This window comes from Dethiosulfovibrio russensis (assembly GCF_021568855.1).
GTDB lineage: Bacteria > Synergistota > Synergistia > Synergistales > Dethiosulfovibrionaceae > Dethiosulfovibrio > Dethiosulfovibrio russensis.
Genome location: NZ_JAKGUG010000004.1, coordinates 21,803 through 36,221 on the forward strand (window position 1 = coordinate 21,803; position 14,419 = coordinate 36,221).

Here is a 14,419-nt window from a genome sequence, read left to right on the forward strand (position 1 = left end):
GTCCCTCCTATAGGATGATCAGAACCATCAACAGGGCAGTGGTGACGAGAAACCAACCGACGTAGGTCACCGTTTGGCCTGAATGGAAGGCCACCAGTTTATCGTAATAGGGTTTCAGAGCCTTCCGGAACCCCCAGTAGGAAGAGCTGGCCGGAACCGTTATCTCCTCCGAATCGGGAAGTTCGTTTCCGGAAAAATAGATCTGGTCCTGTTCGGTTCCCTTCTTGTAGTCCTGACGTCCTTGAGAACGAAGCCAGGTTGTCATGGCTCCTGCCAGTATGAAGAACAGTAGCCAGCTACCGAAATCCCAATAGCCGAAACCGGTGAAAAGACTGCCGAACATCAGATTCCACCTCCCAAGACAGCGCCGATATAGGCTCCCTTATCCACCAACGCGGTAGCGGCGGGCTCCACCAGATGGGAGACTACCCAGGTTGGGAAAAGAGACAGTCCCAGTATTACGACGGTCAGAACGGCCATGCCCAGCACCATCGATGCAGGTACCTCTTTGACCTTCGAGAACTCTTTCTTCTCCGGTCCGAGGAACGCCGTCTGGAACACCTTTACGAAACTGGCCAGGGTGAGGATAGAGGTTACCAGAGCCACCACGGACAGGGCGGGATGAACCGCGAAAGACGATTCGTAGATCAACAGCTTCGATACGAAACCGTTGAAGGGAGGTATTCCGGAGATCGCCGCAGCGGCGATCACGAACATGAAGGTCGTAAAGGGCATCCTCTTGGCCAGACCGCCCATCTTGTCCAGATCCCTGGTTCCCGTCACGTAGTAGAGAGCGCCGGCAACCAGAAAGAGCAAGCCTTTATAGGTCACGTAGTTGACCATGTGGAAAATGCCGCCCTTCATGGAGGTCATGCCGAAATCGGCCATCTGTCGGGGATCGCCCATAGCGAGAAGCCCTACGCCGAAAGCCATGAGCATATATCCCACCTGGGAGACCGAATGATATCCCATAAGTCTCTTGACCTCGTGCTGGACCACCGCCATGGAGACGCCGAAGAACATGGACATCATCCCCAGGGTTATGAGAGCCCATGGCACAACGTCCCCGACTATGGCGGATCCGAAGACGGAAAAGACTATCCTGCACAGCCCCACCAAGGAGGCCTGGCTCACAACCACGAGAAGAACCGTGACTGATGCGGGAGCCTCTGCGTAGGCGTCGGGCATCCACATATGCATGGGGAAAGCCCCACACTTCATGGCCAACGCCGTTATCATGAACACGAGAGCTACCTTCTCCGCCAAGCCAAACTGTATAACCTTGCCGACCGCGGCCATGTTCAGCAGGTTATACCTGCCGTAGAGAAAGCCGATGGCCAACAAAACCATCATGGCCGCTATCTGAGAGACGAGCATGTACTTGAAGGACGCCTCTATGGATTCCGGTCTGTCCCTCCAGTAGGCGATCAGCCCAAACGAGGAGACCGAGGCTATCTCGAGAAACACGAAAAAGTTGAACAGGTCTCCGGTGAGTATCAGCCCGAGCATACCAGCGGTAAGCAGGAAATACAGGGCAGAATACCAGATTTTTCCGGAAAACCTATCGAGAAAACGAAGACCGAACAGTACTCCCGCCAGGGAGGCAAAACACCCTATAACGGCTATGAAGGAGTTGAACGAGTCGACCTCCAGAATTATCCTAACAGGATAGGCCATCCCAGAGGGCAAGGTGAGGTTCCAGGCCTTGCCGCCCATGACGTAGACCGCCGTGCCCTCGGTCGCCACGTACTGAAGCAGACAGAAAGAGAGAACGAGAAGAACCGAGGAGATCAAAACCGACCAGATCGTCCTCGCCCTACGGCCGCCTAAAGCTACTATCGGGGTCGAGAAAGCCCCGAAAAGGGGAACCGCCAGCATGAGAGCGGGCAGATGTACGGACCAACTCATCCTCTCAACCTCCTGATCTCTCTGACGTCCAGGGTACCGTAATGACGATAGAGCATGACTATCAGAGACAACATCAAAGCCGACGTCGCCAAAGCTATAACTATAGCGGTCAGGGTCAAAGCCTGGGGCGTGGGTAAAACGTAGACATCGACGGGGCCGGGCAGGAACTTGACCGGTATATCCCCCTTCAGCCTGTATCCCAGGACTACCAGAAACATATTGGCAGCGGACTCCATAACGCCGACCCCTATGGCGATCTTAAAAAGGTTATTCTCCGCAATGATAGCGATAAGCCCCATCAGGAAAAGCAGACCTACCACGACAAAAGGCAGGTTAGCCATCATGACCAGTCTCCTTTCGAGAATCGGCAAAATCGTGCAGGACGATACCGCGGAACATGGACAGAATGATCACGGTAAGTCCACCGGCGACCTCTATACCGACGGCGATATCCATCACGCCGATTGTACCGGAGAAGGGGATCAGACCGTGGGCCATCGTCTTTGCCACATCGTGCGGAACCGCCAGGAAGTTGTAGAAGAAAGTTCCCTCGGGAATGCCTCTAAGCCCGAAACCGATGAACATCATCAACCCGACGAAGAGCATTATCCAGTAAACGGAGGTCTTAACCCACTCTAAAACCCTGTCCCCTCCGTGAGCGACCAGGAGAAGAGCCATGAAGGAACCTACGATAGCTCCTCCCTGGAAACCTCCGCCGGGAGTCACGTCACCGTGGATTATGACGTAGACACCGAAAATTATAAGAAACCAGGCGAAGAGGTCACATACCGTACGTGCCACTAGAGAAAGAGGTTTACGCATTTACTTCCTCCCCTTTCTAAAAAGCATCACCACGGAACAAATGGCAGTAAAAAGCACCGCCGACTCTCCGAGGGTATCGAAAGCACGATAGTCAAAAACTATGGAGGTCACGACGTTCTCGGAAGACCTCTCCTCCACTGCATGATCCAGGAAATACTCGTCCATAGCCACGTCCCCGGGAACACCGAAGGGATGAACCGCATCCAGACCGGAGAGAAGGATCCCACCCAACACCAAGGTCGCGGCGATAAATAGGGCCTTCAACTTCATCTGCGCCCCCCCCTGTCCTTACGGAGACGGCCGACTCCGAACAGTGCGATCACGAAAATCGCCGTATCCAGGGCAGCACCTATACTGGCCTCTGCAATGGCCACATCGGGAGCCTGAAGGATGTAGAACTCCAGAGCCATAAGAAGGCTGAAAGCCCCCAGACTGACGACCGAATACAGAAGATCTCTGAACCACACGGCGTAAAAGCCGGTCACCAGGAGCAAGATAAGATTGAAGACGTGAAATGAAGTCATCGTCTAAATCCCTCCTTGAGAAGCCTCTCGTCCCTCTCGGCCAAACTGTCTATCACCGCATTTTTCGGGAAAGCCTTGCTTCTGTGAGCAGCCCTCGCCAAAACGTGAGCTCCCGTAGCGTTGCTTATAAGCAACGCGGCCACAACTACCGCGGTGTGAAGAGCCAGGACGGAAAAACGGACCTCTCCCGTCTGGAATCGGCGGATAATGGCATAGACTATCACACCGAGGGAGAGAGATATGGTCCCGAAAGTCGTACACTTGGTGGAACCGTGCATCCTCGTGTAGACATCGGGGAAACGGAAGAGAGATATGGTTCCCAGGGTGTTGACCAACATCCCCAGCAGAAGGAACAGCACGGAAAATACGTAGATCATGCTATTTTCTCCCCTCCTCTATATAACGGGCTATAAACATAGTGCTCACGAAGGACAAAGCCGCATAGACTATCGCTACGTCCACCATGACTACCGATTCGAAATGAGCCGCCAGAAGAATCATGATACCTATGACCAGGGTATTCATGGCGTCCAGGGCCACCGCTCTATCTGCCCCGGTAGGTCCCATTATCAACCTTCCAGTCATTAAAAGGACCAGAAGGGTCAGGAACCCCGCAGCCAACGCGAAAAAACCGATCATGGTCACTGAGCCACCTTTCTCGCCCACTCTCCGAAGGACCCGTATACCGCCTCACCGGAGGGGTGAGGGTCGGTCACATTGATCCAATGAACGTAGAAAACCCCGCTGTCGTCCTCGACATCCACCGTTAGGGTTCCGGGAGTAAGGGTTATGGCGTTGGCCAGAAGAGTCTTGGCCATCTCGCCGTGAAGCCCGGTATCGACCTCGACTATGCCGGGGTTGATCTTTCCCGTCACGATACGGATAGCTACGTCGATGTTCGCCTTGATGAGAGCCCAAAGAAACGGGCCGAAAAGAAAGTAGAGAAAACCTGCCCACCTAACCGGATTGAGACCAGCCAGACCAAAATGCCTAGCGTTGCTTCGGCTTCGGACCGATACGGCTACCACTGTAGCGAGTACCAGACCGATACCTATCTCAACCGGAGGAATCCCTTCCCCAGACCAGACCAGCAAAAGGTACATGAGGAAGGAGAGGACGAATACAAACACATACGACACCCCCTCAAAAGACTTGTCTTGCATTCTGTCGACCTTCCGTATTTTTTATACAGCTCGAACGACAAATTGTAAAAAATGTTACAGACTTCACAAAACTTTCTGCCCCCCCTTTGAGACCGCTCTACCACTCCCTTCGATCCATCAAAGCTACCGCCATCTATTCATACAGTCCAGGCAGAGCCACGAATCGCCACCTTCGTCTGATAGGATAGGTCCATCGTAGACGGCTCTTTTCTCCTCCACCGCCCGGGCCAGATCAAAGGTCAAATAACCTCTGTATATGGGTAACACTCTGCCTCCTCCGCAGGAAGGACACCTTATATCATCCATGTAATCGCACCTCCGACAAAAAACCCTGTAGACATTATACATGGAACAGTAACATCCTCCCAGTGGATAAGGCAAAAAAAATCCCGGTCCGAAGACCGGGAAAATGGACGAAATATTGTGCCCTTACCTTTTAAAACCCAAATTCAGAGCTTTTATGTTATCGTCCCTGAACCTCTCGGGAGACATATCCGCCACCGCTGACTCCATATCTTCCATGGAGATACCGAAGGAATCGGATGCCACCAAAGCCCCCAATATCATCACGTTGAGGAAGAGAAAGCGGCCTCCCATCTCCTCTCTGAGGATTCCGTATCCGTCGACCGGCAGGACCTTTATGTCCTTATCCCGAAGATATTCTCCCATTGTCCCGGCCTCGAATCTGGCTGGATCGTCGCAGTTCACGATAAGGGTCCCGCCCGACCGAAGAAAGGACACGTTTCTTATCGCCTCGTCGGTATCGAAGGCAAGGACGACGTCGGCGTCTCCGTTCTGCACCAAAGGCCCGAAATGCTCCCCCGACTTGAAATGGCTTATGACCGACCCACCTCTCTGGGACATGCCGTGGACCTCGCTGCCTATGACTTTATCGCCCCGCCTCAACGCGATCTCTCCGAGTACCTTGCTGGAAAACAGTATGCCCTGTCCTCCGACTCCCACGATGACTATCTGCATTATCTGTCCCCTCCTTCCGAAACTATCGCGCCCTTGGGACACACGGCTACGCATACGCCACAATTGACGCAATAGCGGTCGTCCACCATCGCCTTTCCGGTCGTCTGGTCCCAGACCAGACCGGGACAGTTGAAATCCCTTATACATATGCCACATCCTATGCATACAGACGGATCCACCTTCACAGGACGATACTCGGGCTTGACCTTGAGCATTGTTATACAGGGGTGACGGAACACTATGACCGCCGGCTCACCGTTGGAGGAGGCGTATTCCCAGGCCTTTTCGATGGTCTTTTCGTTCTTTTCTATATCGTAGGGATCAAGGACGGAAAGCCATTTCACGCCGCATCCCTTAACCGCTTCCTCTATGGAGACAGATACCCCTTCCTCGCCGGAACGCATTTTATCCCCCGTTCCAGGATGATCCTGTCCTCCGGTCATGGCCGTTATACGGTTGTCCAATATGACCAGAACGAAGGCGTGACGATTGTAAACCGCCGTAGCCAGACCGGTCATTCCACTGTGAAAGAACGTGGAGTCGCCAAGGGTGGCGAATATCGGGCGATCCGCCCCCTTGCCGTCGGCCTTGAAAGCCAGATATATGCCAGACGCGGCAGTGACCGACCCTCCCATGCAGATGTTGGTATCAACCGCGTTCTGGGCTATGGCTAGGCCATAGCATCCTATATCGCTGGCTACCACCGCATCGGGGAAGACCTTTCTTATCGAGAAATAAGCCGGACGGTGAGAGCATCCGGGGCAGAGTCTGGGACGTCTCTTCTCCGGGGAAAGCTCCTCCTCTATTTTATTAAAAACCTCTCGCTCCGAAAGATCCTCCTCGACCCCGAGCACCCTGAGAAGGACCGACTCCACGACCTCGGGGACCAACTCCCCGGTTTTAGGAACCCAGCCGTTCCACCTCCCCATGACAGCGGTCCTGTTCAGGATCTGTCCCTCAACCACCGGCTGAGTCTCCTCCAAAACCAGAACTCGATCGTGTCTGTCGACGAAGTCCTCCACCAGGTTCACCGGTAGGGGCACCGGAGTGCCTATCTTCAATATGGAGACGTCCTTCCGTCCCAGTCGATTGAGTATATCCCTGACGACCGAGTAGGATATACCACAGGCGATAACCCCCAACTTAGCGGGCTCTTCAGAGGGGACCTCGAAGTTATAGCGGTCCATAGCTCCGAATTCCCCGCGAATCGCTTCGAAACGATCGGAATGATCGTCAAGGAACCCGTGTATGACCGCCGGCATGACTATCCTCTTGCCGGCAGGTTTACGGTCGAAAACGGCGTCCCTCTGGGATACCACGTCATCCATAATCTCCACATCCTGCCGACAGTGGTCCACCCTTACGGTGGGTCTGAGCATGGCCATAACCCCATATCTACCGGCCAGATCGAATGCATCCGCAACCATGGCCTTCGCCTCCCTCGCGTCGGAAGGGTCAAAACAGGGTATTTTGGCCGCCGCGGCGTAGGCCCTGCTGTCCTGATCGTCCTGGGATGCGTGACATCCCGGGTCGTCGGACACCACGACCAACAGACCTCCGTCTAGCTTCTGATGGGCCACGCTCATAAAGGGATCTGCTGCCACGTTCAACCCGACCTGCTTCATCACGGCACAGCTTCTCTTTCCAGCATAACAGGCCCCTATGGCCATCTCCAGGGCGACCTTCTCGTTGGCCCCCCACTCCACCTGGGTATTGGTCCCCATCTCGTCGGAGTATGCCGCTATGGCAGGCAATATCTCCGACGAAGGAGTTCCGGGGTAAGCTGTGGCAACGGCACACCCCGACTCCACAACCCCTCTGGCTATGGCCTCGTTTCCGAGCAATATTCTTCTCTCTGACATGAAGTCATTTCCCCTTTCGGCAATTCATGAGTCAATCTTCTTTCCTGACCTCTCTTATGTAGGAATAAATAGTGTATTTCGTCTTACCGGTCTCCTGAGCCAGGGTCTCGACCGCCCCCTTCAAAAGAAAAAAGCCCCCCTCGTCCAGGTCCTTAACCGCCTCGAGACACTCCTGTTTAGAACATAGGTGCAGAGGTTTTCCTACCTTTCCTCTGAGCACCCTGAGGTTGCGCTCCAGAAGATCCTCGAACTTACCCTGAGGACCATCCACGTCGAACTCGGAATAGGCCGCCGAGGGATCCACCGCCACCAAAAAATCGACCATTCCCTTGACCATCTCCGCCTTGGTCATGTCGTAGTTGACGCACATATATCCCACGATCTCCCCGGTATCGTCCTTGAGATAAAAGGTGTTCGAACGGATCCGTTTGCCATCCTTAGAGCGGGTAAGATAGTTGACCACGTAGTCCCGATCCTGTTCCTCGGCGGACTTCAGGACATAGAGGGCGAAATCCCTGAGAGGAGAACCTACGGATCTGCCCGTCACATGACCGTTCTCTATGGCCACGACCGAGTGATCCGGATCGGAGACGTCGTGCAGAACCACCTCATAATCGGGGCCCAGAGCCAAGGCGAGCCCCTTTACCATGGGCAGCATGGATCTCAATATCGGATGCAGTTTTTCCACAGAGAATCCTCCTCACTCTTTTGACGCCACATCAAAAACGTGACATGCCATCTTTATACAAAAAAATTGATATTCCGTCAATCCTTTGATATGCTTTATCGGCATCGGAACATACAAAAGAGATCACAGGGGGTAAAGAGGATGACAGGGGATATGAGGAAAGCCCTTAGATACAGGTGGGCCGTATGGGGAGCCATGGTACTGGCCTATATGGTGGTGTTCTTTCACCGTCTCGCCGCCGGGGTGGTCAGAGCGAACGTCACGGAAGCCTTCGATCTCTCCTCCACGGCTTTTGGAAACATGGCCTCGGCCTATTTTTACGCATACATGCTCATGCAGATCCCGGTGGGACTCATGGCCGATTCCCTGGGAGCAAGGGTAACCGTGTCGGTCGGAATGATGCTGGCGGGAACCGGATCGGTATTGTTCGGCACAGCGTCCAGCTACGGTCTGCTGCTGATCGGAAGATTTTTGGTCGGGGTAGGAGTGTCCACCGTATTCGTATCGATCCTGAAGGTCCAATCCCAGTGGTTCAAGGAAAGGGAGTTCGGAACGATGTCAGGGCTGACCTCTCTGGTTGGCAACCTGGGAGGGGTGCTGGCCCAGGCACCGTTGGCAATCCTTGTCGGTCTGTTCAGCTGGCGGGCCTCTTTCGTGACCATAGGGATAGCTACCTTCGGCATCGCCGCTCTTTGCTGGATCGTGATACGAAACACCCCACAGGAGAAGGGCTTCCCCGCCATAGACGAATCGAACGACATCGGAGAAGACGTCGTGCCGATTCCTCTTATGACCACTCTTAAGGAATCCGCTTCGGATTGGCGCATATGGCCGGTGTTCGTGTTCTTCGGATGTTACAGTGGAGTTTATCTGGCTCTTTCCGGAACCTGGGGGACCCCTTATTTACAGGACGTATACGGAATGACGGTCCAGCAGGCATCCTCCATGGTTTCCTTTGCCGTTTACGGTACGATCGTCGGAGGGATAACCGCCGGTTCCATTTCGGACAGGATAGGAAAGAGAAAGCTGCCACTGATCTTGATGAACATATTGGCGACCGCGACTTGGTTGGCGATAGTGGTACTGTGGCAGGGCAAACCACCGGTGTGGGCAATAAGGCCCCTTTTCTTTATGGTGGGATTCTCCGCCACGTCCTACGTCATATCCTGGGCCATAGTCAAGGAGATAAACAGACCCCAATCGACCGGGGTAGCCATAGCCCTGGTCAACACCGGAGCTTTTCTGGGGAGTGCCGTCATAACGACAGTGATGGGGATGATGCTGGAAAACATGTCCCACCTTGCCTCTCAGGAAAAATTCACCGCCGCCCTTGGCATATGCCTGGGAGCGACCGTTCTGGGGCTGATATGCTCGCTGGTCTTCCCTGAGACCAACTGTAGAAACGTATCTAAAGGTCGTTAGGACTCCTATAGAAACTCACGTCCGAAAAATAGTGTTTTTAGAGATGCCCTGTAGCTCCATAGAAGCGAAGAATACAAAGAGAGACGGCAGATCGTGTTTTGCCACGATCTGCCGTCTTTTTATCTCTCTATGAAAGGACCTTTTTCTTTCCCGGTAATATGCACTATTTTCATCTCCAAAACCTCTACCTTGTCCAGTAGGGCTCTGGGACGGGGGATATCCACCCCTTGACGACAATAGTGTGCCGCCAACACGGATAGAGCATGTCTTTTCCTATCCTCTTCGTCGTCGGGGATCACCGATATCTCCCCGAAACCCACCACGCTCCGGTAGGGAAGGTCAAGCCCCGACCTCTTCTTGGGCGCAGGAATTGGAAGGACATCGACCTCGACGCAAAAGGAAGCCCTCGGATTTTTCTTTATTATATCGACCTTCTTGCCTTCCTTGGCAGAGTGAAAATACATATGACCCGGCTCGTATCCAAAGGTTATCGGCAGCACGTAGGGCCACTCTCCGTCGAAAAGAGCCAGATGACAGACCTGAGCACGATCCAAAATTGAATCTATACGATCTTGATCCGTAACCTCTCTATCCTTTCGTCTCATAGGTCGATGCAGCATGTAACGATCCCTCCCCTATAGAATATCGCGTTTCCCTAAAAACAACTACAAAATCACATACCCAGAGAAGACGACAAGAGCCACCCCGAGTACATCATGGATGCGGCGAGAAGGCCGGCCCCTTCGAACCTGTTTATCCTGCCCTTTCCTCTAAATCCATAACATATTACGAAGAGAGAAAGGGTCAAGGCTCCCATAACGGCCATATCCCTGGATAGAACCTCAGGAGGTACGTCCATCGGGCAGATCGCCCCGGCAAGACCGACCACCGCCAAGGTGTTGAAAAGGTTCGATCCCAAGACGTTCCCCAAAGCCATTTCGTGCTCTCCTCTCCTACATGCCATGATGGAAGAAGCTAGCTCGGGCAGAGAAGTTCCCAGAGCCACCACGGTAAGACCGATAATCAGATCGCTGACGCCCATACGATGAGCGATGCCAACAGCTCCCCAGACCATAAGCTTGGAGGAGATGACCAAAACGATCAAACCGGCAAGCAAATCGAAGGCATCCCTGCGGTTAGATCTGTCCGAGGCCTTAGACAACGACTCGTTTTCTGATTTTATATTATTATCTCTTCCATTCACAACCCCCCAGATCAGGATAACCGCAAAGAAGAGGAGAAGGACCATTCCATCCAGCCGGGAAAGTCTGCCATCGTAAAGCTGAAAGGCCGCCAACAACGTCACGACGGATAAGACCGGAAGCTCTTTCCGCAATACCCCTCCGCTTACTGCGATAGGAGAGATCACCGCGGTAACTCCCAATATAACCGCTATGTTGGCTATATTGGAGCCGTAAGCGTTGCCTAAAGCGATTCCGGGATTCCCCTGAAAAGCGGATAACACGGAAACGACCATCTCGGGAGCAGAGGTACCGAAACCCATTATCACCATGCCTATCAACATGGGAGACATTCCGGACTTCTTAGCAGACGAGGCCGCTCCCTCTACAAAACGATCGGCGCTCCATACCAGGAGCGCCAGCCCAAAACCGACGGCAAAAACCGAGAGGACCATAATTTTACACAACACACCTTTCGATAGGACAGACAAATCTAGAAAACATCGCCGTAAGAATACCACAAAAAGAGAAAAGTCTACTCTCTTTCTACCTTTTTATTCAAAAGCCTGGCGTATACCTTCTCCATCGACCTTCCGAACTCCTCCATACCGTATTTCCGGGCAAGTGCCTCGGCGTTTTCCGATATCCTCTTGCTGAGGTCGGGATCCTCTATCAAAGTCCTAATTCTATCGGACCAGGAAGCCCTGTCCAGAAGGGTTTTATAGCCGTTTATTCCGTCCTTGATGAAATCGTCCACTCCGCTTGACCTGACCGCCACGACCGGCAATCCCATGGTCAAAGCCTCCAGCACCACCATACCTTGGGTCTCCGAACAGGAAGCGAAGACAAACAGATCGCCCAAACCATAGTAAACCGGAATATTCTCAGGAGACACAGCTCCTACCAGAACCACCGTATCGTCCAATCGAAGGTCGGATATAGCGGTTTCTACCTCTTCTCTATCAGGGCCGTCCCCCACTATGAGAAATTTGAAAGGGACATCGCAAATATCCCGAAGCGACGCTAGGGCATCCAGCATAAAGAGGATGTTCTTCTCCTTGCTCAACCTGGAGACAGTTATCAATATTTTTTCCTCTCCCAAGCCCAGTTTATCCCTCAGTTCTTCCACCTGAGCTCGATTCACCCTGGAAAAAAGCTCCCTGTCTATGCCGGTGGGAAGCACGAAAAGAGGCCGCCGAACCCCTATCATACGAAGGTAATACTCCGCAGATTCGGTAGGTACCACAACTCCATCGCATTTATTGCAAAAATGCCGCACCATGGCGTGAGAAATGAAGTTACGAAACAACGCTCCCGGGATGGGAACAGCGTGATCGAAACGATCCAGTCTGGTGTGATAGGTATAGACCACCGGGACACCCATCCGTCCGGCTATAAACAACCCGACGGAGCCTAGCCAATAGGGATGATGAACGTGAATTACATCGGGCTTAAAACCCGACACCGAGCGATATATACGGGGAAGAAAGATGTTGGAGACCGCCACCCCAAAAACCTTGAACCCCCTGAGAAGAGGGGGTACGCCCAGAACCCCCTCCTCGCTCTTCCCGCCTCCGGGAGCCACCACGATCACCCGATGTCCCAGAGAGCTCAAAGCCCGTCTCAGCCTGTCCACCGACACGGGAACTCCACCGATGAAAGGGAAAAAAGTATTGGTGAACATGGCAACCCCTATAGGTCTATTCAACATCGGATCGGAGGGACTATCGAAATCGGGATAGTAATTTTTCTCGACGAATACCACCGAATAAAGCCATATCGCCACGGCGGCACACATACAGACCATCAAAAGGAAGTTGACGTACCCGACGTAGAAAAGTGAATGGACGAAAAACCAAAAGCTCTCCAAAGTTCGAAAGAACGGATGCTGTCCGATATCCAGCCTTATTGGCTCTATCGAGATACCGTCCTCATCCACCTTCACCTGCACATAATGGTAGAAGCTAAGATCATCGTTCAAGACCAAACCGCCCGAGCCTCCGGTTATTATATACTTGACCCCGTCGCAGAAAGTCTCGTCGAAAAAGGGCAGATTAGCCGAAAAAACGACATCGACACCGAAACGGGAGAACATCGAGACCAGTTTTTGCCCTACATCCTGATCCAAAAAGGATTTGCTCGAAACCCCTACAAGCCCTACTGTATTTACCGGTATGGGAGGTCGTCCCACGAAAACGAAGACACGCTCTTCCGAGGATCCGGCCATCAGATCCTCGAACCATCTAAACTGCCAATCCCACGAGGTTTTCCCGGTCCCATCCAGAAAAACAAACCTGCTGTTTCCTGCCACGAAGGTGAACAGGTACGGACCGTAGTGTTCGTAAAACCGACCACCTCCGAAAGCGCTCTCCTCGTCTTCCCCGAAGGTGAGCATATAGGGTATGCCAAGCTTCTCCATGGTACTGTGAAGAGCTCTGTACTTATCCTCTCCTCCACCGCTGACCGCGTTTCCGGCGGAAACCACGAAATCCGTTTCGCTTGAGTTAAGGAGGGGAACGATCTTTTTCTCGAAAATTCCGATCGAGTTCTTCACGTTCCCGACGACGGTAAAGGAAAAACAGGACCTCCCCTTTAAACACCTCTCTATCCTTTCCATCTGAACGGCGTGAACCGCTCCGTAATTCTCCTCAACAAAATTGAGATATAGTTTATACCCCACCAAAAAAACAATTATAACGACGTTGACGTAGAAGAGGATCTTTAGCTCTCTGGATCTACGCATCGCAACGTCTCCGACCGAATAAGTCGGTCAACATGAAAATGAAGCCTATTCCCATTCCCAGATATATGGTCAGGAAACGCCAGATCACTATTACCGAGACCAACTCGGAGGAAGGGATCGACGACAGAAAAAAAAGGCCGAATAGCCCCTCGGCAAAACCGGCTCCACCGGGAGTAGGCGAAAAATACATTATAAAAGTCGTCAAGATCAAGAGACCTACGGAAAGAAGATAGGGTACAGGATAACCGGTTCCCCGAAGAAGAAAAAAGGGAAAGGAGAAGAGGGCCATCAGAAAAACGGCCGTACATGCCACGGAAAGAAGGATATCGGCACCTCCTCTGCTACAGCGTCTGATATCCCTGGAGAAACGCACGATCTCCTTTACCGCCTTGGATCTCCAGGAAACGGCCCTTGCTCTGTCGATCACCTTGGCTCGGCAAAGCAGGTTAAGCCCTCTATGGAGGACGAAGATCATCCAGTTTCTCTTGAGCAGAGCCAGACAGAACAGAGACAGATATACGATCCCCAAAGAGGCAAAAACTAAGGACAAAATCCACCCTCTGGAGGAAGTCGAAAAGGGATGCAAAAAGAGAAGCAGAAAAGGCGAGACCCCGAATATACAGGCAGTGGCCAAGAACGTCCTCAAGGTGGTAGCCGCCGTAGCAGTTCCGAGAGGGATACCGAACCTCCGAAGATACCATATCTGGGCAAAACCTCCACCGGTCGCCATAGGGGTTATATTCGAGAAAAATATGTTTACGAATACCAGTTTGGCCAATCCCCCTAAAGGAATTCTATGCCCCATCGACCGGAGAACATAGTATAGCCTCAGTCCATCGCAACAGAAGTAGACGACCAAAAGCCCTAGCAGACAGACCGCGGTGCGAAGGGACAGAAATCCACAGTCCACGTGAAAATCGCCTCCCAGCCCCTTGGAGAGAAAAAACGGGACCAGGAGACTCAAAGAGACGAAAAGCAAGGCGAATAAGACAAGACGAAGCCTCCCTATTCGCTCTATCACATTGGTGGGAAAATCCTTACGATTCGAGACCACCATACCATCGCTCCCTTCACTTTCGGACACATCATACCAGATACATGGAACTCCACACAGGAGCCCTACTTGAC

The 14,419-nt window shown here is 52.7% G+C and carries 18 protein-coding genes; 1 reads left to right on the plus strand and 17 read right to left on the minus strand.

Translation table 11 applies throughout. From position 1 onward, the window contains the following. Positions 1 to 7 precede the first annotated feature (7 nt). The 13 genes from mbhI to L2W48_RS05245 all read right to left on the minus strand — a co-directional run bounded on the left by mbhI (position 8) and on the right by L2W48_RS05245 (position 7,945). Entirely contained in the window at positions 8 to 343 is a 336-nt protein-coding gene (gene mbhI, locus L2W48_RS05185) for a membrane-bound hydrogenase complex subunit MbhI (RefSeq protein WP_236098606.1), read from the minus strand. Next, positions 343 to 1,908, minus strand: a complete 1,566-nt coding sequence (locus L2W48_RS05190) for a proton-conducting transporter transmembrane domain-containing protein (protein WP_236098605.1) — start codon at positions 1,906 to 1,908, stop codon at positions 343 to 345. Before L2W48_RS05190 ends, mbhI begins: the two co-directional genes overlap by 1 nt. Continuing rightward, positions 1,905 to 2,252 (minus strand): sodium:proton antiporter, encoded by a 348-nt coding sequence (locus L2W48_RS05195; protein ID WP_040382680.1) that lies wholly within the window; start codon positions 2,250 to 2,252, stop codon positions 1,905 to 1,907. The genes L2W48_RS05190 and L2W48_RS05195 overlap by 4 nt, the downstream gene beginning before the upstream one ends. Beyond that, positions 2,242 to 2,730 carry an MnhB domain-containing protein gene (locus tag L2W48_RS05200; protein WP_236098604.1) on the minus strand — a complete coding sequence of 163 codons (489 nt, stop codon included), beginning with the start codon at positions 2,728 to 2,730 and terminating at the stop codon, positions 2,242 to 2,244. Before L2W48_RS05200 ends, L2W48_RS05195 begins: the two co-directional genes overlap by 11 nt. Then, on the minus strand, positions 2,731 to 3,000 hold the full coding sequence (gene mbhE, locus L2W48_RS05205) for a hydrogen gas-evolving membrane-bound hydrogenase subunit E (protein ID WP_236098603.1): 270 nt from the start codon (positions 2,998 to 3,000) through the stop codon (positions 2,731 to 2,733). It lies immediately after the preceding gene. Further along, positions 2,997 to 3,254 (minus strand): Na(+)/H(+) antiporter subunit B, encoded by a 258-nt coding sequence (locus L2W48_RS05210; RefSeq protein WP_236098602.1) that lies wholly within the window; start codon positions 3,252 to 3,254, stop codon positions 2,997 to 2,999. The genes mbhE and L2W48_RS05210 overlap by 4 nt, the downstream gene beginning before the upstream one ends. Then, positions 3,251 to 3,631 (minus strand): monovalent cation/H(+) antiporter subunit G, encoded by a 381-nt coding sequence (gene mnhG / locus L2W48_RS05215; protein ID WP_236098601.1) that lies wholly within the window; start codon positions 3,629 to 3,631, stop codon positions 3,251 to 3,253. Before mnhG ends, L2W48_RS05210 begins: the two co-directional genes overlap by 4 nt. Before the next feature lies 1 nt (position 3,632). Further along, complete coding sequence (locus L2W48_RS05220; RefSeq protein WP_236098600.1) at positions 3,633 to 3,893, minus strand: monovalent cation/H+ antiporter complex subunit F; 261 nt, start codon at positions 3,891 to 3,893, stop codon at positions 3,633 to 3,635. A gap of 2 nt (positions 3,894 to 3,895) precedes the next feature. Further along, entirely contained in the window at positions 3,896 to 4,384 is a 489-nt protein-coding gene (locus L2W48_RS05225) for a Na+/H+ antiporter subunit E (protein WP_236098599.1), read from the minus strand. 156 nt (positions 4,385 to 4,540) lie between these two features. Continuing rightward, positions 4,541 to 4,723: a hypothetical protein gene (locus L2W48_RS05230; RefSeq protein ID WP_236098598.1), complete on the minus strand. Its 183-nt coding sequence runs from the start codon at positions 4,721 to 4,723 to the stop codon at positions 4,541 to 4,543. Positions 4,724 to 4,846: 123 nt separating this feature from the next. Then, positions 4,847 to 5,395 (minus strand): 2-oxoacid:acceptor oxidoreductase family protein, encoded by a 549-nt coding sequence (locus L2W48_RS05235; RefSeq protein ID WP_236098597.1) that lies wholly within the window; start codon positions 5,393 to 5,395, stop codon positions 4,847 to 4,849. After that, positions 5,395 to 7,257 (minus strand): thiamine pyrophosphate-dependent enzyme, encoded by a 1,863-nt coding sequence (locus L2W48_RS05240; protein ID WP_236098596.1) that lies wholly within the window; start codon positions 7,255 to 7,257, stop codon positions 5,395 to 5,397. Before L2W48_RS05240 ends, L2W48_RS05235 begins: the two co-directional genes overlap by 1 nt. 31 nt (positions 7,258 to 7,288) lie before the next feature. Beyond that, positions 7,289 to 7,945 (minus strand): helix-turn-helix transcriptional regulator, encoded by a 657-nt coding sequence (locus tag L2W48_RS05245; protein WP_005662547.1) that lies wholly within the window; start codon positions 7,943 to 7,945, stop codon positions 7,289 to 7,291. Positions 7,946 to 8,086: 141 nt separating this feature from the next. Between L2W48_RS05245 and L2W48_RS05250 the strand changes: the two genes are divergently transcribed. Next, complete coding sequence (locus tag L2W48_RS05250; protein ID WP_236098595.1) at positions 8,087 to 9,367, plus strand: MFS transporter; 1,281 nt, start codon at positions 8,087 to 8,089, stop codon at positions 9,365 to 9,367. Between the two features lie 119 nt (positions 9,368 to 9,486). On the opposite strand, the gene L2W48_RS05255 is transcribed toward L2W48_RS05250, so the two are convergent. The 4 genes from L2W48_RS05255 to L2W48_RS05270 form a co-directional block, all read right to left on the minus strand. After that, a complete protein-coding gene (locus L2W48_RS05255) occupies positions 9,487 to 9,972 on the minus strand; it encodes a pyridoxamine 5'-phosphate oxidase family protein (protein ID WP_236098594.1) in 486 nt (161 codons plus the stop codon). Positions 9,973 to 10,040: 68 nt separating this feature from the next. Then, positions 10,041 to 11,003, minus strand: a complete 963-nt coding sequence (locus L2W48_RS05260) for a calcium/sodium antiporter (protein ID WP_236098593.1) — start codon at positions 11,001 to 11,003, stop codon at positions 10,041 to 10,043. Between the two features lie 80 nt (positions 11,004 to 11,083). After that, positions 11,084 to 13,291 carry a glycosyltransferase gene (locus L2W48_RS05265; protein WP_236098592.1) on the minus strand — a complete coding sequence of 736 codons (2,208 nt, stop codon included), beginning with the start codon at positions 13,289 to 13,291 and terminating at the stop codon, positions 11,084 to 11,086. Then, entirely contained in the window at positions 13,284 to 14,348 is a 1,065-nt protein-coding gene (locus L2W48_RS05270; RefSeq protein ID WP_236098591.1) for a lysylphosphatidylglycerol synthase transmembrane domain-containing protein, read from the minus strand. The genes L2W48_RS05265 and L2W48_RS05270 overlap by 8 nt, the downstream gene beginning before the upstream one ends. Between the last annotated feature and the right edge of the window lie 71 nt (positions 14,349 to 14,419).